Below are 19,185 nucleotides of genomic sequence, written 5' to 3' on the forward strand. Positions count from 1 at the left end.
TCTCCTCGGCGACCTGTTTCACCGGCCGGTTCGTGGACAAAACAAGCCGCACAGCATCCTCACGGAAAGCCGCATCGTATTTTCTTCTGGGCGTGGTCATCTGAACTGAAGCTCCCATCAAGCTGTCTCACAAAACCATACGACCGCAGAGAGCATCCGGCCAAAAGGGCAACGATGTGAGAGAACGTGGGGACTAGCGGGCGCGCTCCACGCGTTTCTCATCCCAGACGGGTTCCTCGGACTCGTAGACCTTGCCATCTGAGCCGAAGATCAGGAAGCGGTCAAAGGACTTGGCGAACCACCGGTCATGGGTGACGGCCAGGACCGTTCCCTCGAAAGCATCGATGGCACGCTCCAGGGCTTCGCCGGAGTGGAGGTCCAGGTTGTCGGTAGGCTCGTCAAGGAGCAAGAGGGTGGCCCCGGACAGCTGCAGCAGGAGGATCTGGAACCGCGCCTGCTGGCCACCGGACAGTGACTCGTACTTTTGCTCCGATTGGCCGGCCAATCCGTAGGAGTCCAGAGCACCTGCCGCAGCTTCGCGGGGCAAGCCTGATCGGTGTTCGTCGCCGCGGTGCAGGATCTCCAACAACGTCCGGCCCAGCAGATCAGGGCGAACGTGAGTCTGTGCGAAGAATCCGGGCCGGATCCGGGCGCCCAATTTCACAGTTCCTTCATGCGGCACTTCAGCAATGACAACGTCCGACACCGGCAAGTGCTCCCGCTCCGGGTCGGTGCCACCGGTGGCAAGCAAGCGCAGGAAGTGGCTCTTTCCCGAACCGTTGGAACCGAGTACGCCCACACGGTCTCCGAACCAGATTTCCGTGGAGAACGGCTTCATGAGCCCAGTCAGTTCAAGCTTCTCCGCCACGACGGCACGTTTTGCTGTTCGCCCACCCTTGAGGCGCATCTTCACGTTCTGCTCAATTGGCAGGGCCTCGGGTGGTCCAGCCTCCAGGAACTTGGCAAGACGGGTCTGTGCTGCCTGGTACCTGTTTGCCATGTCAGACCGGAACGCGGCCTTGTTCTTGTACATGTTGACGAGTTCCTTGAGCTTCACATGCTCTTCGTCCCAACGCTTGCGGAGTTCCTCGAACCGGGCGTTCCTGTCGGCGCGCGCCTCTACATAGGAGCCGAAACCGCCGCCGTGGATCCATGCGCCGGCCCCGTTGATGCCGGGTTCCAGCGTCACGATTCGGCCGGCGGCGTTGTTGAGCAGCTCGCGGTCGTGGCTGATGAACAGCACGGTCTTCTTGGATTCGTTGAGCTTGGATTCGAGCCAGCGCTTACCGGGGACGTCAAGGTAGTTGTCCGGCTCGTCCAGGAGCAGGAGTTCGTCCGGACCAGCGAAGAGGGCTTCCAACACGAGGCGCTTCTGCTCCCCACCGGACAGCGTGGAGGCACGTCGGAACTGTGCTTTGTCGAAGGAAATTCCCAAAGCCGCCATGCACACTTCGTCCCAGACCGTCTCGACGTCGTACCCGCCGGCGTCTCCCCAATCCACGATCGCCTGGGCGTACTTCATCTGGGTGGGCTCGTCGTCGTGCTCCATCATGGCGAGCTCTGCGTCTTCTACAGCCTTGGCAGCTGCCGCGAGACCGGCTTGGGCCGTCGAAACCAGCAGATCCCGGACCGTTGATTCATCCCGGACTTGCCCCACGAACTGCCGCATGATGCCCATGTTCCCGGATTTCCCCACGACGCCTTCGTCGGGTGTGAGGTCGCCGGAAATGATCTTGAACAGCGTCGTCTTGCCGGTTCCGTTAGGTCCAATCAGCGCGGTCTTGGTGCCGTCAGGCACCTTGAAGGTCACGCCGTTGAGCAGCTGGGTGCCGTCGGAGAGGAAGTAGTCGATGCCGGAAACGTCAATATGGGCCACCGCCCAATCTTCCCACGGCCAGGTATTAGGGCTCGACGGCGGAACTTCGCCTGGGTGCCCGAGCGGGCTAAGCGTCAGGCTTTCGCCGGGCAAACTGGGGTGCACGCTCGGGTCGTGGGCCGAAGGCAATCATCCGTGCAGGCAACTTCCGGAAGCTGGGAAAATTACGGAGCACAAAGAGCAACAGCTTGGGCGGCTTTGGCTGCTTGCCCGCCATGACCTGTGCGAAGATCACGCGATGCAGCACCCGCTGAAACGTCTGCACAATCACGGTTGGGGCCCACCGCCGCTTCTGGACGGCGGCGAGGTGATCGTCGTCGAGCGTTTTGCTCAGGAGCGGGGAAGCAATGATCCGGGCCGCTGCGACGGCGTCCTGCACCGCCAGGTTGATCCCCACGCCGCCGGCGGGGGACATCGCGTGCGCAGCATCGCCAATCAGCAAGAGGCCTGGCTTGTGCCACTCGGACATGCGGTTGAGCTTCACGTCCAACAGGTGGAGATCATCCATGGAGCCAATGTTGTCCACGCGGTCGGCAAGATCTGGCCGCAATCTGGCGATGCGTGCGCGAAACGCCTCTACGCCTTCGGCCCGCAACTGCGGATCCAGTCCTTTCGCCGCAAGGTAGGCGATCTGATAAAAGTCCTTGCGGGTCAAACTCAGCAACACGTCCGAGGTCCCGAAGCTGGGCGCAATCGACGCCACGGCTTTCCTCTCGTCCGCATTCCTCGGAAGCCGGAACCACCAGGTATCGAACGGCACCGGAAATTCGCGTGGGATCAAACCTGCCCGTGAACGAAGTACGGAACTACGGCCGTCACATGCCACCGTCAATGAAGCGTTCACTTCGCCCGTCCTCACGGTTTCGCCCGTCAGGGGATCCCGGGTTCTGTAGGCCACGCCCGTCACGGCGCCGGACCCATCACGGAGCAGCTCTGTCGCCTCAGTGTTCATCCGAAGTGTGAAGGTGGGTTCCTGCTTGGCTGCCTCCACCAGAAAGTTCAGCAAGTCCCACTGGGGCACCATGGCCACGTAGTTGTACGGCTCCTTGAGGAGCCCGAAATCAGCGAGGATCACTGAATCCCCGGTCCCTGCAGGCAGTTGGAAATTGCCGAGCTTGCTCTGCGGCAGCTGCCGGAAACCTTCGCCCAACCCCAGCTCATCGAGCAGGCGAATGGTGGAAGCATGCACGGTATCGCCACGGAAGTCCCTCAGGAAGTCGGCGTGCTTCTCCAGCACAGTGACTTCGACTCCGGCCCTGGCAAGCAGCAAGCCCAGCACAATCCCGGCCGGTCCTCCACCAACCACAACGCACTGCGTGCTGCTTTGCATAGCTTCTCCCGATTTAGCCGGCGGCGGTGAGGAACGACTTCAACAACGGCCCGCTGGTGGTCGCACCCAGCCCGCCGTCTTCCACGAATACTGCAACTGCCAGGTCTCCATGGACGGCAACAATCCAGGCGTGCGTTTTGGGCGGGTCGTCATTGCCGAACTCGGCAGTTCCCGTTTTTGCGCCAACGGGCGCTCCCGGTACCTGGGCGAGGAATCCTGCGTGCCCGGAGGTCACCACTGCCCGCATCATGTCCGACAGTGCAGCGGCTTCTTCCTTGGTGATCGGCTTGGTTGAGGGCGGTGATGCGGGCGCCGTGCTGGCGGAAGCGGACGACGGCGGCGCGCTGCCGCTTTCCGTGGGCGTGGCTGTGGCGCTGGAGTTCTGGGCCTCAGGGTTCAGCACGAGTTGAGGCGAAACCGGAGCGCCGTTGCCAACAGAGGCTGCCATGATCGCCGCAGACAGCGGGGAGAAGAGCACCTTCCCCTGGCCGATCATGGATGCCGCGTGCTCGGTTCCCTCTGCCGCTCCGGGGACGGAACCGAGGAAGGCGTCGGCTCCCAGCTTGGGCGCTTCCACGGCCACGCCCAATGCCATCGCGGCAGACTCGAGCTGGTCCTGGCTGACGGTGTCACGGGCATTGATGAAAGCGGTATTACAGGAGTGCGCAAAAGCGTCCCGCAGCGTAACAGAGCCCAAGGAGCTCTCCGGGTAGCCCTCGGAGTTCTTGAAGGTCCTGCCGTCAACCGTCAGGGTGGGGGTACATTCCACCTTGGAATCAGGCGTGGCGCCGTCGCGGAAGAGCGCCAGGGAATCGACGATCTTGAACGTGGAGCCCGGCGCGTATTGGCCAAGCATCGCCGTGTTGTAGCCGTTGCTGCCCGGACCGGATGCGGCCGCGAGGACAGCCCCGGTAGAAGGCTTGAGAGCCACGATGGCGGACGCTGGCCCTACTCCGGCCAGCGTTTCTTCGGCCAGTTGCTGCAGCTTCAAGTCAAGCGTGGTCTTGAGGGTTGTTCCGGGCACAGGAAGGGAGGAGAAGAATACTTGGGTTGCAGGGGTCTCGCCTTCCGACTTCGCCTCCTGCTTGGCGATCACCTCCACGCCATCCTTACCGCGCAGCAGCGAATCGTATTTCTGCTGAAGGCCGCCGGTTCCAGTGGTATCACCGGCCCGCAGGGCACCATTGGACTTTTCGATCTGCTCCGCACTGGCCTGGCCGACACTTCCCAGGAGCGCCCGGGCGAAAGTGCGTGTTGGTGCCAACGCCATGGAATCCAGGATGCTCGCGCCACCCGGAATGGCAGTGATCTTTGCTTCGGTAATTTCGGGGGTGTAGGCACGGAGGACGATGCCTTCCACGAAAGCTTGCGGACCCGAGGCTGCCACCTGCTTGGCGTACTCTTCAACATCGAGGCCGAGCAAGGCAGCCATAGCCCGCGCGGAGGCATCGGCCTGATCAGCGGCAAGCTTGGTCTTGTCGATACCAACGCGGAAAACAGGGCGGTCTTCCACAATGGGGGCATCCCCTGCGCCGAGGATCTGTCCGCGCTGGGCAGGAACAGTCTTAACGGAGAGGGTCTCGCCATCCGAAAGTTCCGGGGCAAGGAGCTGGGGTTTCCATTGAACAGCCCACTTGTCGCCGGACTTTTTCAACGTAGCCGCGGAGCTGTACTCCCATTTGGCCGAGCCAATGTTCCAGCTGTAGTTCAAAGGGAAGGTGGCTGTCTCGCCGTCGAGCTTCACGTCACCTGACTGAACCGATGGCTTGGCGCCGAGTCCCTCAAACACCGCTTTGAGTTGATCGTTGGCCGCGGAAGCGTCCTTGCCCTCCACGGTGAGCGAACCGACGTCGAGCGCGGCAAGCGAGGAGGCCAACTGCTTCGCTGCACCCTCGGCACCCGCGCGGCCGTCATCGCAGGCGGTCAGCGAACCAGCCATCACCAGCGCCACCAAGCCAAGAACAAGATTCCGTGTTTTCATTTTCCCCATTTGCGACATTATGCCCCGTTCCACTGACACTTTCTTGTCGCGCCCACACCCCGGACCCGTCCCAGCCCCGGGTCCACCGAAAATGACTTTTAACGCTGGCGAATGATCCTGCGTTGCGCCGCCACGGCAATCGCCGCCGTTCGGTTGTCCACGCCGAGCTTGGAGTAGATGTGCACCAAGTGCGTCTTCACTGTTGCCTCGGAAATGAACAACTGCTTCGCCATGGCGCGGTTGCCCATTCCGGTGGCCAGGAGTTCCAGCAACTGGACTTCCCTGGGGCTCAATGCAGGGGACGGATTCCGGATCCTGCCCATGAGCCGGGCGGCCACCTCCGGTGCCAGCGCGGTCTGACCAGCGGCAGCGGACACCACAGCTTGCTGGATCTGCTCAGGCGGGGCGTCCTTCAACATGTAGCCGCTGGCACCGGCCTCGACAGCGGCAAGGATGTCAGCGTCCGTGTCGTAAGTGGTGAGGATAAGGACAGGCGGCGGGGGAGTCCCGGCCTCGCCGGCTTTGATCCTGCCTGTTGCCGTCACGCCGTCCATACCGTTGCCCATTTGCAGGTCCATCAGCACCAGGTCCACGGGCTCACCCAGTGTGTTCAACCTGCCCAGCTCGGCCAGCGCTGCATCACCGTCCGCCGCCTCGGCCACAACGCTGATACCAGGAAAATCGGCGAGCATTGCCCGGAGGCCGGCCCGCACAACAGGATGGTCGTCCACCAGGAGGATGCGGATCTCACTCATGCCGCACCATTCCCGGCAGGCAGCGGCACCCGAAGGGCAACCACCGTTCCCTCGCCAGGCGCCGACTCTATATCCAAGCTGCCTTCCAGCGCCGCCAACCGTTCGCGAAGGCCCTGAAGTCCGACGCCGGTGCCGTCCCCGCGGGCATTGCCAGCCGCCTTCGACGGTTCAAAACCCACGCCGTCGTCAAAAACATCCAGTGTTACCTCAGAGCCGAGGAAGGACAAGGTCACGACGACGGCACTCGCACGGGCGTGGGCCCACACGTTTGCCAGGGAGGCCTGGGCGGCCCGAAGCAGGGTGGTCTGGTACGTATTGGGCAAGTCCAAGGGGGTGCCCACAAGTTCGAAGCGGCAGCGCAGTGCGGTTCCCCGGGCGGCTGCTTCGGTCTCGGTTTTCTCGCAAAGCCTGCGCAACGTGTCCACCAGATTGGACTCCTCCAAAGCAGGTGGCCGGAGATCACGGACAAAACTCCGGGCCTCGGCAAGGTTGGCCGAAGCGGTGTCCTGAACTATCCTCAACCGTTCGTTCGCGGCCTTCACATCCCCCTCGTCCAAGGCTTTCCCCGCAGACCTCCCCATCAGAACGATGCTGGAGAATCCTTGCGCCAAAGTGTCATGTATTTCCCGGGCCAGCCGTTCGCGCTCCGCGAGGACCCCGGCATCGTGCTGGGTTTTGGCCAATTCTGCCCGTGTTCGTCGGAGATCGTCAGCAACAACGCGTTGGTTCTCGGCTTCCAGAAACAAGGCACGGTATGCCAACCCGGTGACCACGGCAAAGCCAGCTCCAAACATGGGTCCCAGGACCATCGCAAGCTGCAGACCGCCGTCGGCCGCGCCCCTGCTGTGGAACCACAGGGCACCAATCAGCAAAGCGGTGCTCACGACGATTGCCGGCAGGGCCAGGCGCCGGGGGAGTACGTGCAATTGGAGGAAGAAGAGTGGGAAGGCAACCCATGCGAAATCGCTGCTGACCAGGAGCAGCAACAGCCACAAGACCATCACGGCAGCAAGCCACCAGCCGGAGTATGGTGTGGGATCGAATCGGGAGCCATTGCTGGCGTGGCGTTTCTCAAGGATGGTTCCCACGAGATACACCAGGGCCAAGGCGGCTGACAGTCCCAGTCCAGCAATGATCGCCACCGGCGTCGCACTGCCCGCAGTGCCTGCCAGGAGCCGCACCACTGCCACCAACAGCAGCGCCGCGAAGCCCACATGGAGACTTATCCGCAGCACACGGAGGATTGTGGCGGTGCCCGTAGGAGTCTCCTGCATGCGTCCCAGCCTATCCCCGGCCTTGCGCCGCTCCCTGAAAAATTCCGCGTCGTGAAGCAGGAATCAACCAATCGGATGATGGCCGGTTCAACCCCTTGATGTGCGCGAATCCATCGGGCTCCCGATGTGCCCGGTTCCATTGGCCGGAAGAGTGGATTCAGACGGGACCAAGCCCGCATCCAAGCAAAGGATTCCGATGTTTCTCGCCATCCGCGACATCCGCTTCGCCAAGGGCCGCTTCGCGCTCATGGGGAGTGTTGTGGCCCTTATTACCCTGCTGCTGGTCATGCTTTCGGGGCTTACTGCCGGGCTCGGAAACCAGTCGACCTCGGCCATTGAATCATTGCCCGCACAGCAGATTGTCTTCGGCACACCGGCGGGCGGGGAGCCGAAGGCCTCCTACACCGAGTCTGAGGTTTCCACTGCCCAGCTCGAGGCCTGGCGGGAACAACCCGGCGTGTCATCGGCACACGCCCTGGGCATCAGCCAAACCCGCTTCCAATCCTTGGCTGGAGATGGTGCTCCAAGCGGTACCGCAAATGTGGCAATCTTTGGCGGTCCGACGGCTCCTGCGCCTCTTGACGACGGGACCGTCGTGGTCGGCGAAACGCTTGCGAAGGACCTGGCACTTGAGGCCGGTAGCCGTGTTCGGGTGGGTGGGACGGAGCTGACTGTTTCAGAAGTTGTGCAGGACCAGTGGTACTCGCACACCGGCGTCGTGTGGACCACGCTGGACACCTGGCGAAACATCGCCCACGCTCCCCAGGGTACCGCCACGGTCCTGACCGTGAATTACGACGCCGGTGCCTCCGTCAGCGTTGATGCCGCCAACGCTGCGGCTGGAACGGTAAGCATGGATCCCGTCGGCTCTTTCCAGGCTCTCGCCTCCTACAAGAGTGAGAACGGCTCGCTCATGCTGATGCAGGCATTTCTTTACGGAACCTCTGCCTTGGTGATCGTGGCCTTCCTTACGGTGTGGACAGTGCAGCGGACGCGTGACATTGCGGTCCTGAAAGCCCTCGGCGGCTCTTCCGGGTATGTCCTGCGTGACGCCTTGGCTCAGGCGGCGATCGTACTGCTGGCGGGCGCCGCATGTGGCGGTTTGTTAGGTCTGGCGGGCGGACTTCTCGCGGCCACCGCGGCGCCGTTCCTCGTCACGCCTTTGACCACCTTGGTGCCAGTTGTCGGCGTCATCGTCCTGGGCCTCGGCGGTGCTGTCCTCGCGGTCCGCAATGTCACCAAAGTAGATCCACTGTTTGCCCTCGGCGGCAACTAGATCTTGAACATTCCCAGGAAGGCATAAATCATGACGCATGCATTGAATCTCATCAACATCACTCTGGAATACCCCGACGGCGACTCCACCCTCAAGGCCTTGGATGCCGTAGGCCTTGCAGTTGGACGCGGGGAGTTCCTCTCTTTGGTGGGTCCGTCCGGTTCCGGCAAGTCCTCACTCCTGGCTGTTGCGGCCACGCTCGTGAAGCCCACCTCCGGACTCGTCCTTATCAACGGGCAGGACGTTTCCGCGCTAAAGGAGGCCGAACGCACGGCCCTGCGGCGCGACAAAGTCGGCATCATCTTCCAGCAGCCAAATCTTCTTCCGTCGCTGACCGCCGTCGAGCAGTTGCTGATCCGGGACCATCTTCGTGGCAAAGCTGTCCGTGAGGCCCTTGGCAAAGCAAATGAACTATTGGAGATTGTGGGTTTGAGCGCGTCGGCAAACAAGAGGCCACACCAGCTATCCGGGGGGCAGCGTCAGAGGGTGAACATCGCGAGGGCCCTCATGGGCAGCCCCACCGTATTGCTGGTGGACGAACCTACCGCAGCACTGGACCACGAACGCAGCGAATCGATCGTCAGGTTGTTGCGCCGGATAACGGACGAATTCTCCACGGCTACTGTGATGGTCACGCACGACACGGAGTTTCTCCCTCTGACTGACTCCGTCGCAACCATGCGGGATGGACGAATCAGCCGCGCCGTACTCCCGTCCGCCCTGCCCAATTAGGTCGCAGTTGAGCGCGTTTTGCGTGCTCAGAACGCGCTCAGCTGCGACTTACTTGGGGGAGCCGAGGAGAGCTTCATCCTGCGCGTCATCGTAGGCGTCGCGGGCTTCGAGAATCGTAGGCACGTGGCTCTCGGCCCACTGACGCAAAAGTGTGAGGGGTTGCAGGAGGGATTCGCCCATTGGAGTAAGTTCGTAATCCACTCGCGGCGGCACCTGAGCGTGGACGGTCCGCGTAATGAGCCCATCGCGTTCCAGGGCACGCAGGGTCTGCGTCAGGACCTTCGGCGTGACAACGTTGACCATCTTGCGCAGCTCCGAGAACCGCACGGGCCCATCACCGAGGACTTGGATCACCAAAGACGCCCACTTGTCGCCGATTCTTTGGAAGATCACGCGGGATGGGCAATTGGGATCCAGGATGTTCCCTGGCAGGGCATTAGTATCCATCAGGTAACTCAGTTCCTTTGAAGCTATCAGTATCCAATAGATACCTTTGTGTTATCGCAAGGATAGCAACCCAAAGGAGAGTCATGAAAATCGCAGTCTACGGCGCCACGGGTATGGTCGGCACTGAAATCGTCAATGAATCCATCAACCGCGGCCATGAAGTGACGGCTATCTCCCGCAAGGGCGCCGAGATCGCCGGCGCAACTGCCCAGGTTGCCGATTTGGGCGACGCTGAGGTCTTTGCCTCCATTGCAAAGGACCACGACGTCGTTGTGCTGGCTACGGGTCCCAGCCGCACCGGCGGGGATCACGGAGAGTGGCTCGATGCCATGGCCACTGCTTACAGCAACGCCGAAGGAACCCGCCTCATGATCGTTGGCGGTGCAGGCACCCTCGAGGTAGACGGCGTCCGGCTCCTCGACTCCCCGGACTTCCCCGAGGCATACAAAGCGGAAGCCACCACCGCCGCGAAGGCACTGGAGGCCGTCAAGCAGACTCCCGAGGACGTCGACTGGACGGTCCTTGCCCCCGCTCCGGTTATCCAGCCCGGCGAGCGTACCGGCGAATACAACGTGGCTAAGGATTCCCCCGCCGGAACCAGCATCTCCTCGCAGGACTACGCCGTTGCAATGCTGGATGAAATCGAAAGCCCGGCTCACCGCCGCGCACGCTTCACGGCCGCGAACTAAACAGCAGCCTGGCTTAACCCACAGTCAGGCCAAGCCCGGGTACCGGCATCTGGAATATGTCCTTGAGGGCATGTTTCGCCGCATGGTACCCGGGCATTCCCGTAACGCCAGGCCCGGGTGGGGTGGATGAAGAACACAAATAGACGCCCTGCATTGGGGTACGCCACGGCACGTTGGACACCACTGGCCTCTGCACGAGGCCCCGCAAATCCAACAGACCCGCGCTGAAGTCACCCCCCACGTAGTTTTCGTTGTAGGCGGCCAGTTCAACCGCCGTCGTGGTCTTCGAGGCAACCACCACGTCCCGGAAGCCTGGCGCGTATCGCTCAATCCGTGCGGTGACAGCCTCAGCCATGTCCACATCAGAGTCAGCCGGCACATGGCAATACGTCCACAGGATGTGTCGTCCCGCCGGCGCCCGCGACGGGTCCACAAGGGACGGCTGGGAAACCAGCACGTAGGGCTCCGTTGGGTGTTTGCCCATGTCCACGAGGTTCTCGGATTCGGCCATGGCCATTCGCGAACCGCCCACATGGACCGTCCCCGCCCGCTTCAGGCCAAGAGCAAGCCAGGGAACGGGTTCGGACAGAATGTAGTCCACTTTGCAGGCTGCATTCCCGAAGCGGAATGCAGCCAGAGCCCTACGATAGTTGTCGGGTATCTGAGCGCCACCCAGACGTGCGAGCGTCGGGGGTGCAACATCCAGCAGGATCGCCTTTGCCGGCCTGACCTGATCGAAAGAATCCACGCGCTCACCGGTGTGGATGGTTCCGCCGTGGGCAATGAGGTCCTCGGCCATCGCACGTGCAATTGCTGCGGAACCGCCCACAGGCACTACCCATCCGCCGGCGTGGGCCAGGACGGCGAGCATGAGTCCGGCACCGGTCGAACTGAGCGCGGGCTGCGAGCCCAAAGCGTGGGACATCACGCCGGTCAGCAAGGCCGGAGCAGCCTCCTCACGGAAGCGCCGTCCCCAGAACGGTGTTCCTTGGTCCAGGGTCGCGAGGCCAAACAACACAGCCGCAAGCGGATCCTTGGGCACACGGAGCAACTGGTTCGACGTAAAGTCCACCACCCCATTGACGCGCGCAAGAAGCGGCGCAATCAGCCGACGGTACGCTGGACCATCCACCCCCAGTTCCATGGATGTCCGTTCCAAGGACTGGTAAGCGAGTGCCGCCCCACCCACGTCCAGCGGTGTGCCGTGCTGGACTTCGGGCACCCGCAGCTCAATGCGCTGCGAAAGGTTGAACTCCTTGAAGAAAGGAGATGCCACTGCCATTGGATGCACCGCGGAGCATACATCGTACAGATAACCCGGCTCGATGAGTTCGCTTGTCCGCGTTCCGCCTCCGATGGCATCGGCGGCCTCGTACAGATGTACTTCAAGCCCTGCGCGGGCCATGGTCACTGCCGCGGCAAGACCATTCGGACCCGAACCGACGACGGCGACATCAGCCATCGCTACCCACCTCCAACTGCCGGGGTGCTTCAGGCTCGGCCGGCTCAACCCTTGAACGCCAGGGGAGAACCGACGTGGACGGGTGGAGAACGTTAACCCTGAGCCAATCCTTGGTGCCCTCGAAAGGCCCGCCATGCGGATCGTCTTCGCCCAAAGCACGTAGGGGATCCTGCGATGGATCCCAGATATCCATCACCACCCTTGCCATCAGGTACGCCGTTGCAACCATGTGCAGGGCCACGGCCAGGACGTAGTAGGACATGTCTATGTTGTGCTGCACGGACCCACCGCTGGTCGCTTGGCCCAGATACATCCAGATGGCGGCCCAGTGCAGACCTTCGGCGGCCTGCCAGACCAGGAAGTCCCGCCAGCGCGGTCTCGCGAGTGCAAGTAGGGGAATGAGCCAGATGACGAACTGGGGCGAGTACACCTTGTTGGTGAGGATGAACGCGGCCACAATCAGGAAGGCCAACTGGGCGAGGCGCGGGCGCCTGGGCGCCGCCAAAGCCAGGGCACCGATCAACGCGCACGCAATGACGAACAGGTTCAGTGCGAGCGAGTTGATCGTGGCGGCGTTGAGTTGGCTCCATTGAAGCCGATCGGCAACGAGGTTGAACGCGAACCAGGGCGAGCTATATCCGGCGGGCCGTTCCTGGGTAAACTCAAAGAAGTAGCGCCAGCCCGAAGGGTTCATTGCCGCGATGGGAAGGTTGACGGCCAGCCATGACGCAGCGGCCGCGGCGGCTGTCATGAAGAAGGCCCTCAAACGGCCACTGCGCAGGGCCAACACCAAAATGGCACCCAGAATGAGGACGGGGTACAGCTTGGTGGCCGTTCCCAGCCCGATGCAGATTCCCGCCAGGACCAGCTTGTCGCGGGAGAAGAAGTACATGGCTAGTGCGAGCAGAGCCACCGCCCACATGTCCCAGTTAATGAACCCCGCAAGGACGATTCCCGGGGCCAGGGCCACCATGGCGGCATCCCAGGGGCGGCGCTTGTTCATTCGGGCGGTCAGGAGGACGGTAATTATCCATACGGCAACGATCAGCGTTGCGTTGACGTCGAAGTAACCCAGAATGCGTTCGCTACTCACCCCTTGGCCAGGCACCAGCAGTGCGGTCAGTCCTGCGACGATCCCCATGAGGACCGGGTACTCAAACAAGCTGTCTTGCGTGAAGAAGGGGAACACTCCATCGCCCAGGCCGCGGTTGCGGAAGAGCTCGGGGAAGTCGGAGTAGCACGTGGCGTAAAACTGTGTGGGCGTCTCCCAACCATTGACGCGGCAATAGTCCTTCGCCAGCACCGCCAGCAAAGCAGCGATCACGGTGAGGATAACGAGGACGCGTTCTACCGTGAACGGCGCGGGGGAGATCAGTCCTGGGGCTGAGTGGCGGCCCAAGGGCCCACCTACAACCTCCGTGAAGTTACGAAGCAGGGAGTCGCTGCGGCTTGGAACCACAAAGCGGGCACGTTTTCGCTGCCGGTGCGGCTTCGTCTCCTGCATAAATCGAGCTTACAGTCAGGCAGCTTAACTATCGCCACCAGAGCAGACCGCTAAAAGGGGGAAGCCCACGCGTAGCCGCGTGGGCTTCCTGGGGTTCAGCATGCATCTGCGGCACCGGAAACTCCTTCGAAAGGGCTGAAGGACATCAACGGATGAGTCCCATCTGGTGCAGGACGACGAAGACGTCTTCACGACCTTGCTTGAGCAGCTGGTCGTTGAACAGCGTGCGTTCCTTGGGAGCATCGCTGCTCTTGTAGAAGCGCAGGTCCTTGGGGCGCTTTGGCATATGGTTCACCTCCTTTCATTGCAGGAAATTGCCGGAATTGGGCACAACAAATAAAGCCAATTGAGTTCAGGAGAAATCAAGGCATAAAAGCGCGCGCAAATAGTCCGGCGCTAATAAGGGGAGTGGGCAGACCTATACGGGAGCAGCGAGTGATCGTGCACAATTGCGTGTGCTTCCTGCAGTCGTCCCCAACAAGAAGCTGGTTCCGAACTTTGGGGAAACTGCGCACCCGCGGCTTGTTGCGTGGGTCTGCGCCTACAACTGACTGCTCAGAATGCCACCCTTGACGGGTGGCCATGAAGACCGCCGGCGTTGGAGCCGGTCCGGTGGTTCAGGGAGTGGTCAGCGCTTCGAAAAATGCTTCGAAAAAGGGCGTCGATCAGCGCAAGAGGCCGGGGTAGCAGTGACGGTCACATTCCATCCGCTAGTCAAAGTAATCATTTTTCCCAACCTCCTTTTCCGCTGTGGCATTACGTTCCGACTGATTAACCGGTGTAATGCGCGCCTTGTTCCCGGCGGGTCGCTCTGGGAACAAGATATAAGCTACCCCATGAATAGGAGTCTTGGCCAGCGCAATTCGCTATTTAGCCAAAGTTTTTCTAAATTCGCGTTTCAGAGACCCCAACGGACAATCGCCGGCGTCCGCTTATCCCATCCAAGCGTGCAAACCTTGGCAGTTCCAAGAATGAAGTGGCGACCTTCCCTGGCGTCCATTTCCAGCCAACGCGCTGTGAGAATACGGGAGAAATGTCCGTGTGCCACTACCAGGACATTGTCCATGCCTGACTCCAGGACACGTCCAATGATCTTGTCAGCGCGGGCGGCCACTTCGTCCAGCGTTTCGCCGTTGGGCACGCCGTCCGTCCAGATGAGGTAGTCCGGATTGTCCTTGCGGATGAGGTCGGAGCTGACGCCCTCATAGTCTCCGTAGTTCCATTCCACCGCCAGCGGCTCGTGGACGGCATCGGGAAAACCTGCAAGTTCAGCCGTGCGGCGGGCGCGACGCAGTGGGGAGGTCAGAACGAGGTCGAAGTCGATGCCCTCAAGGACTTTGCGCGCTTCGACAGCCTGCTGCTCACCCTCTACGGTCAAGGGAAGGTCGGTCAGGCCCGTGTACTGGCCGCTCTTGGACCATTCCGTCTCGCCGTGGCGAAGGATCCAAAGTTGCGGACGCGGGGAGATCGCGGCGTTCATGAGGACTCCTTGGTTTCTGCGGCGGTTTCGGTTGAAGGTTCGACGACGGCGGACTCGGGTTGCGCTTCCCACCACGCCAAGAGCTTCTTCTCAGCTTCCTCCGGGGACAGCGGACCGTGTTCCATCCGTTCTTCCAGAAGGAACTTGTAGGCCCGCCCGACGACAGGACCCGGCTTTAGCCCCAGAAGCGCCATTATTTGCGCTCCATCGAGGTCAGGCCGAACAGCCGCCAACGATTCCTGCTCCAAGAGCGCCGAGATTCGGTGCTCAAGGTCATCGTAGGCGAAGGACAAGCGGTCGGCCTTGCGCTGGTTACGCGTGGTGACATCGGATCGGGTGAGCCGGTGCAGGCGTTCCAGCAGCGGCCCGGCATCGGTCACATAGCGGCGGACGGCAGAATCGGTCCAGCCAGCATCCCCATAGCCGTAGAACCGCATGTGCAATTCGACCAGGCGGGACACGGCTTTGATCGACTCGTTGTCAAAGCGCAACGCCTTCATTCGCTTGGCCGTCAGCTTGGCACCCACAACGTCGTGATGTCTGAAGCTCACCGCGCCGCCCGGTTCGAACCGGCGCGTAGCCGGCTTGCCGACGTCGTGCATCAACGCGGCGAACCGAAGCACGAAGTCCGGGCCCGGCACCGGACCGTCGCCGCCGGTTTCCAGTGAAGCAGCTTGTTCGAGGACCTGCAGGGAGTGCTGATACACGTCCTTGTGGCGGTGGTGTTCATCGGCTTCGAGGCGAAGCGCGGATACCTCAGGGAGGACAAACTCAGCCAGCCCGGTGTCCACCAGGAGATCGATGCCCACGCGCGGGTGCGCGCCGTTAATCAGCTTGACCAGTTCATCGCGGACCCGCTCGGCGGAGATGATCTTGATGCGGTCGGCCATTTGGGACATGGCGAGCCGGACGTCGTCGTGAACCGACACGCCAAGCTGGGACGCGAAGCGAGCCGCCCGCATCATGCGCAGGGGGTCATCAGAGAAGGATGCCTCAGGCGCGCCGGGCGTGGCGAGTTCGGAGGCGTGGAGGTCCCGGACGCCACCGAAAGGGTCCACGAGCTCCAGGCTCGGCAGGCGCAAGGCCATGGCGTTGATGGTGAAGTCGCGGCGGAGCAGGTCCTCCGTCAGGGAGTTGCCAAAGGCGACCACGGGCTTACGCGAGTCAGGATCGTACGCCTCGGCGCGGTACGTGGTGACTTCGATCTGGAAGCCGTTCTTCTTCATCCCGATCGTGCCGAAAGCCCGTCCGATTTCCCAAAAGTTGTCCGCCCACTTCTTGATGACGGAGATCGTCTGCTCGGGCGTCGCGTCTGTGGTGAAGTCCAGGTCCGGGGACGTCCTCCCCAGGAAAAGGTCGCGCACAGGTCCACCAACCAAGGACAGCTCGAAGCCGGCGTCGACAAAGCGCTGCCCGAGATCGAGCACCACCGGATCGATGGTGAAGTTAACTGAAGAGCTGTCCAATACGTGCGCCATAGTTCCTTAAGCTTGGCAGATTTTTCCGCAGCATTGGGCCAGAGTTGCATCCGAAAACCAGCGGACCCGTAACCCGTGTCTCCTGCAGTCCATCTTGCGGCCATGTCCCGGTCATCACTCGAGGGCAAGAGTCGTTAGAGTGGACTTCATGGCCAATCCGATCCCGAGCGCTCCTGGCAGGAGGACGAACGCACCGTTGCCGTCGGCAATCGGCGCCCACGTCGCGCCTGCCCCGCAGCACCCGGTCCAGGCCTCGCTTCCCACTGTGGAGGAAGTGTCGGCAGGCGGTGTCGTAGTAGACACGTCCGACGGCGAACTCCGGGTCGCGATTATCGCCCGCCTTAATAGGGGTGGCCGGCTTGAATGGTGCCTGCCCAAGGGCCATCCGGAAGGCCGGGAGAACAACGAGGAAGCTGCCGTCCGCGAGATCGCCGAGGAAACCGGCATCGAGGGCAACATCCTGGCGCCCCTGGGCAGCATCGACTACTGGTTCACTGTGAGCGGCCACCGGGTCCACAAAACCGTCCACCATTTCCTGCTCCGGGCCACTGGCGGCGAGCTCACCATCGAGAATGATCCGGACCAGGAGGCAGTGGATGCCGCATGGGTGCCGATCCAGGAGTTGGCACGCAAATTGTCCTTCCCAAATGAACGCCGCATCGCCGATTTGGCACGGGAAGTGCTTCCCGAACACCTCTGACCCGGCTACATGGGACGATAAGGGCGATGTCTGAAGCCAAAACTACCCAGTCCGTTCAATCCGGAGAAGCACGTTCCAGCGCCATCATGGCCGCCGGAACGTTGGTTTCCCGGTTCCTTGGCTTCGCCAAAACGTGGATGCTCGGCGCTGCACTCGGCCTGGGTTCAACGGTCAATGACACGTTCATTAATGCGAACAACCTTCCCAACCTGATCTTCCTGTTGGTGGCTGGCGGCGTGTTCAACGCTGTCCTGGTCCCGCAGATCATTAAGGCCAGCAAGGGTGCGGACAGCGGCGCTGATTACATCAGCCGACTCCTGACTCTGGCTGTGCTGGTGCTGCTGGGGCTGACAGCCCTTGTGACCCTGGCCGCGCCCATCGTTATCGACCTAACGACCCAGGGCTACTCGGAACAGCAGAAGGCCCTGGCGGTCACTTTCGCCTTCTGGTGCCTTCCACAGATCTTCTTCTACGGCCTTTACGCACTTCTTACACAGGTCCTGAATGCGCATGGTGCGTTCGGCCCCGCCATGTGGGCCCCCATCCTGAACAACGTGGTGGCCATCGCGGGCCTGGGCATGTTCATCTGGATCCTGGGCGCCAACTACACCAATCCGCACACACTCGATAATTGGGGACCAACCCAGACATTCCTGATTGCCGGATTCTCCACGTTCGGAGTGATCGCCCAAACCGCCATCCTGCTGATTCCCGTCATGAGGCTGAAACTGGGCCTGCGGCCCCGTTTCGGGTGGCGCGGCGTTGGACTGGGCCAGGCAGCCAAGTTGAGCGTGTGGACGTTGCTGACTGCCGCCGTCGGGCAGTTGGCCTTCCTGTACGTCATGAAAATTGCCACGATTCCCGGTGCCGAACGGCTCCGGCTGGACAATTCAGGCCAGACCACAGCGGCCTCCACTCTCCCGGGTAACGCGGTCCTTGAAGTTGCGAGCCAGCTCTACCTGCTGCCGCACTCGATCATTGCCCTGTCGTTGGCCACTGTCCTCTTTAACCGCATGACGCGGGCGTCCCAGGATGGCAACAAGGCCGAACTGCGTGACGCGCTCTCGCATGGACTGCGAACCATGGCTGTCGCAACAGTTTTTGGCGCATTGGCGCTGTTCGCGCTGGCTGGCCCGCTGGGCATGTTCTTCTCCGGCGGGAAGCCCCAGGACGGCGTCATGCTGGCCCAGACGCTCACCATCCTGGCGTTGAGCACGCCGTTCATGAGCGCAAACTTCATGATGTCGCGCGTGTTTTACGCCAACGAGGACGCCCGCACGCCGCTCTATGTGCAGCTGTTGCTCGCCGTCGTTTATGTGGTGGGCGCGTTTATCATTCAGTTCCTGCCCGTGGGCCAGATCATCTACGCGATCGCTGTCCTCTACACCTTGGGGAACATCCTTTCCGTGGTGATCAGCGTCTGGTTCCTGCGCCGCATGATGGGCCATCTCGATGGTCCGCGAATCGCCAATTCCTACATCCGCATGGGCTACGCGGGCCTCGGCTCTGCGATTGCGGGGGCTCTGGCGCTGTGGCTCCTGGGCAGCTACCGTGCCGACGGTTTCGCGTGGAGCAGCCGGCCGGCTGCCTTGGTGACCGTGGTCGTCGTCGGGCCCGTCATGCTGGTGGCTTATCTGCTCCTGCTTCGCCTCTTCCACGTCACCGAGCTGCGCGATCTCATGCGCCCGCTGATGGGCCGCTTTGGCCGCGGCGCACCTGCCGTGGCAGGGGCAGCTGCTGAACCCACGACGGCGGCACGCGCCACAGTCTCGGACGATACCGGTTTGATTCCTCGCATCTCGGGCGAGTTCGATGCTGCCTCCTTCAGAGCCGGCCCGGCGCTTGAGCACGAACCCGCCGTTGAGACTCCAGCCAGGACTGCAGACGTTTCCGGCACCTCCGAATCTGAACAACCCCGCACGAATTATCTGCCGGATGAAGACGTACCGAGCACGGCCAAGGGAGGAAGGTTCCACCCTCAGGTTCCGTTGCCAGGCAGGCGAACCTACCAAGGCGACCCCGGCCACAATCCCTACTTTCCCGCCAATCGGGACGCTGGACAGCACACCCGGCAGAAGCGGAAGAAGTGAACCGGTGGCGCCAACATGGGCGGCGGGCGCCAATCGGCTAGGCTAGAAATGAATACAGGTAGTTGCAAAAGTGGTACAACCGGCTCGCCGGGCGGACCGCGTGCAGGACCC

General features: G+C 62.0%; 16 protein-coding genes. 5 read left to right on the top strand and 11 right to left on the bottom strand.

The window, feature by feature from the left end:
• Window positions 1-193: 193 nt before the first annotated feature.
• The 5 genes from AB4Z15_RS22210 to AB4Z15_RS22230 form a co-directional block, all read right to left on the bottom strand.
• Window positions 194-1,876 (bottom strand): ABC-F family ATP-binding cassette domain-containing protein, encoded by a 1,683-nt coding sequence (locus AB4Z15_RS22210; protein ID WP_216924442.1) that lies wholly within the window; start codon window positions 1,874-1,876, stop codon window positions 194-196.
• Between the two features lie 67 nt (window positions 1,877-1,943).
• Window positions 1,944-3,206, bottom strand: coding sequence for an FAD-dependent oxidoreductase (locus AB4Z15_RS22215; RefSeq protein WP_442018988.1), 1,263 nt, complete (start codon window positions 3,204-3,206; stop codon window positions 1,944-1,946).
• A 13-nt stretch (window positions 3,207-3,219) separates the two neighbouring features.
• Window positions 3,220-5,196 carry a penicillin-binding transpeptidase domain-containing protein gene (locus AB4Z15_RS22220; protein WP_442018989.1) on the bottom strand — a complete coding sequence of 659 codons (1,977 nt, stop codon included), beginning with the start codon at window positions 5,194-5,196 and terminating at the stop codon, window positions 3,220-3,222.
• An 89-nt stretch (window positions 5,197-5,285) separates the two neighbouring features.
• The gene (locus tag AB4Z15_RS22225; protein WP_442005272.1) at window positions 5,286-5,942 is read right to left on the bottom strand and encodes a response regulator; all 657 of its coding nucleotides are present in this window, start codon (window positions 5,940-5,942) and stop codon (window positions 5,286-5,288) included.
• Window positions 5,939-7,216, bottom strand: a complete 1,278-nt coding sequence (locus tag AB4Z15_RS22230; protein ID WP_442018990.1) for a sensor histidine kinase — start codon at window positions 7,214-7,216, stop codon at window positions 5,939-5,941. The genes AB4Z15_RS22225 and AB4Z15_RS22230 overlap by 4 nt, the downstream gene beginning before the upstream one ends.
• Before the next feature lie 196 nt (window positions 7,217-7,412).
• On the opposite strand from AB4Z15_RS22230, the gene AB4Z15_RS22235 reads away from it, so the two are divergent.
• Window positions 7,413-8,492: an ABC transporter permease gene (locus AB4Z15_RS22235; RefSeq protein WP_442018991.1), complete on the top strand. Its 1,080-nt coding sequence runs from the start codon at window positions 7,413-7,415 to the stop codon at window positions 8,490-8,492.
• A 30-nt stretch (window positions 8,493-8,522) separates the two neighbouring features.
• Window positions 8,523-9,224, top strand: coding sequence for an ABC transporter ATP-binding protein (locus AB4Z15_RS22240; RefSeq protein ID WP_442018992.1), 702 nt, complete (start codon window positions 8,523-8,525; stop codon window positions 9,222-9,224).
• Window positions 9,225-9,272: 48 nt separating this feature from the next.
• On the opposite strand, the gene AB4Z15_RS22245 is transcribed toward AB4Z15_RS22240, so the two are convergent.
• Window positions 9,273-9,671 carry a winged helix-turn-helix transcriptional regulator gene (locus AB4Z15_RS22245; protein ID WP_442018993.1) on the bottom strand — a complete coding sequence of 133 codons (399 nt, stop codon included), beginning with the start codon at window positions 9,669-9,671 and terminating at the stop codon, window positions 9,273-9,275.
• Between the two features lie 83 nt (window positions 9,672-9,754).
• Between AB4Z15_RS22245 and AB4Z15_RS22250 the strand changes: the two genes are divergently transcribed.
• Complete coding sequence (locus AB4Z15_RS22250; RefSeq protein ID WP_442018994.1) at window positions 9,755-10,360, top strand: NAD(P)-dependent oxidoreductase; 606 nt, start codon at window positions 9,755-9,757, stop codon at window positions 10,358-10,360.
• A gap of 13 nt (window positions 10,361-10,373) precedes the next feature.
• Here AB4Z15_RS22250 and AB4Z15_RS22255 read toward each other — a convergent pair whose 3' ends face one another.
• The 5 genes from AB4Z15_RS22255 to AB4Z15_RS22275 all read right to left on the bottom strand — a co-directional run bounded on the left by AB4Z15_RS22255 (window position 10,374) and on the right by AB4Z15_RS22275 (window position 16,284).
• Window positions 10,374-11,822: a phytoene desaturase family protein gene (locus AB4Z15_RS22255; protein WP_442018995.1), complete on the bottom strand. Its 1,449-nt coding sequence runs from the start codon at window positions 11,820-11,822 to the stop codon at window positions 10,374-10,376.
• Window positions 11,815-13,326 carry a glycosyltransferase family 87 protein gene (locus tag AB4Z15_RS22260; RefSeq protein WP_442018996.1) on the bottom strand — a complete coding sequence of 504 codons (1,512 nt, stop codon included), beginning with the start codon at window positions 13,324-13,326 and terminating at the stop codon, window positions 11,815-11,817. The genes AB4Z15_RS22255 and AB4Z15_RS22260 overlap by 8 nt, the downstream gene beginning before the upstream one ends.
• A 145-nt stretch (window positions 13,327-13,471) precedes the next feature.
• The gene (locus AB4Z15_RS22265; protein WP_223935169.1) at window positions 13,472-13,612 is read right to left on the bottom strand and encodes a hypothetical protein; all 141 of its coding nucleotides are present in this window, start codon (window positions 13,610-13,612) and stop codon (window positions 13,472-13,474) included.
• 612 nt (window positions 13,613-14,224) lie between these two features.
• Window positions 14,225-14,806 (bottom strand): histidine phosphatase family protein, encoded by a 582-nt coding sequence (locus tag AB4Z15_RS22270; protein ID WP_442005263.1) that lies wholly within the window; start codon window positions 14,804-14,806, stop codon window positions 14,225-14,227.
• Complete coding sequence (locus AB4Z15_RS22275) at window positions 14,803-16,284, bottom strand: CCA tRNA nucleotidyltransferase (RefSeq protein WP_442018997.1); 1,482 nt, start codon at window positions 16,282-16,284, stop codon at window positions 14,803-14,805. The genes AB4Z15_RS22270 and AB4Z15_RS22275 overlap by 4 nt, the downstream gene beginning before the upstream one ends.
• Window positions 16,285-16,480: 196 nt before the next feature.
• Between AB4Z15_RS22275 and AB4Z15_RS22280 the strand changes: the two genes are divergently transcribed.
• Both AB4Z15_RS22280 and murJ read left to right on the top strand, forming a co-directional pair.
• The gene (locus AB4Z15_RS22280) at window positions 16,481-16,984 is read left to right on the top strand and encodes an NUDIX hydrolase (RefSeq protein ID WP_216924651.1); all 504 of its coding nucleotides are present in this window, start codon (window positions 16,481-16,483) and stop codon (window positions 16,982-16,984) included.
• 26 nt (window positions 16,985-17,010) lie between these two features.
• The gene (murJ, locus tag AB4Z15_RS22285; protein ID WP_442018998.1) at window positions 17,011-19,074 is read left to right on the top strand and encodes a murein biosynthesis integral membrane protein MurJ; all 2,064 of its coding nucleotides are present in this window, start codon (window positions 17,011-17,013) and stop codon (window positions 19,072-19,074) included.
• Window positions 19,075-19,185: the final 111 nt, after the last annotated feature.

It is taken from the genome of Paenarthrobacter sp. 2TAF44, assembly GCF_052114885.1.
Taxonomy (GTDB): domain Bacteria; phylum Actinomycetota; class Actinomycetes; order Actinomycetales; family Micrococcaceae; genus Arthrobacter.

What these genes read in the sequence shown, in the direction of transcription:
- murJ (WP_442018998.1), top strand. Translation starts at nt 17,011, where the DNA reads ATGTCTGAAGCCAAAACTACCCAGTCCGTTCAATCCGGAGAAGCACGT.
- AB4Z15_RS22225 (WP_442005272.1), bottom strand. Translation starts at nt 5,942, where the DNA reads ATGAGTGAGATCCGCATCCTCCTGGTGGACGACCATCCTGTTGTGCGG.
- AB4Z15_RS22275 (WP_442018997.1), bottom strand. Translation starts at nt 16,284, where the DNA reads ATGGCGCACGTATTGGACAGCTCTTCAGTTAACTTCACCATCGATCCG.
- AB4Z15_RS22240 (WP_442018992.1), top strand. Translation starts at nt 8,523, where the DNA reads ATGACGCATGCATTGAATCTCATCAACATCACTCTGGAATACCCCGAC.
- AB4Z15_RS22255 (WP_442018995.1), bottom strand. Translation starts at nt 11,822, where the DNA reads ATGGCTGATGTCGCCGTCGTCGGTTCGGGTCCGAATGGTCTTGCCGCG.
- AB4Z15_RS22270 (WP_442005263.1), bottom strand. Translation starts at nt 14,806, where the DNA reads ATGAACGCCGCGATCTCCCCGCGTCCGCAACTTTGGATCCTTCGCCAC.
- AB4Z15_RS22250 (WP_442018994.1), top strand. Translation starts at nt 9,755, where the DNA reads ATGAAAATCGCAGTCTACGGCGCCACGGGTATGGTCGGCACTGAAATC.
- AB4Z15_RS22235 (WP_442018991.1), top strand. Translation starts at nt 7,413, where the DNA reads ATGTTTCTCGCCATCCGCGACATCCGCTTCGCCAAGGGCCGCTTCGCG.
- AB4Z15_RS22230 (WP_442018990.1), bottom strand. Translation starts at nt 7,216, where the DNA reads ATGCAGGAGACTCCTACGGGCACCGCCACAATCCTCCGTGTGCTGCGG.
- AB4Z15_RS22215 (WP_442018988.1), bottom strand. Translation starts at nt 3,206, where the DNA reads ATGCAAAGCAGCACGCAGTGCGTTGTGGTTGGTGGAGGACCGGCCGGG.
- AB4Z15_RS22220 (WP_442018989.1), bottom strand. Translation starts at nt 5,196, where the DNA reads ATGGGGAAAATGAAAACACGGAATCTTGTTCTTGGCTTGGTGGCGCTG.
- AB4Z15_RS22260 (WP_442018996.1), bottom strand. Translation starts at nt 13,326, where the DNA reads ATGCAGGAGACGAAGCCGCACCGGCAGCGAAAACGTGCCCGCTTTGTG.
- AB4Z15_RS22265 (WP_223935169.1), bottom strand. Translation starts at nt 13,612, where the DNA reads ATGCCAAAGCGCCCCAAGGACCTGCGCTTCTACAAGAGCAGCGATGCT.
- AB4Z15_RS22245 (WP_442018993.1), bottom strand. Translation starts at nt 9,671, where the DNA reads ATGGATACTAATGCCCTGCCAGGGAACATCCTGGATCCCAATTGCCCA.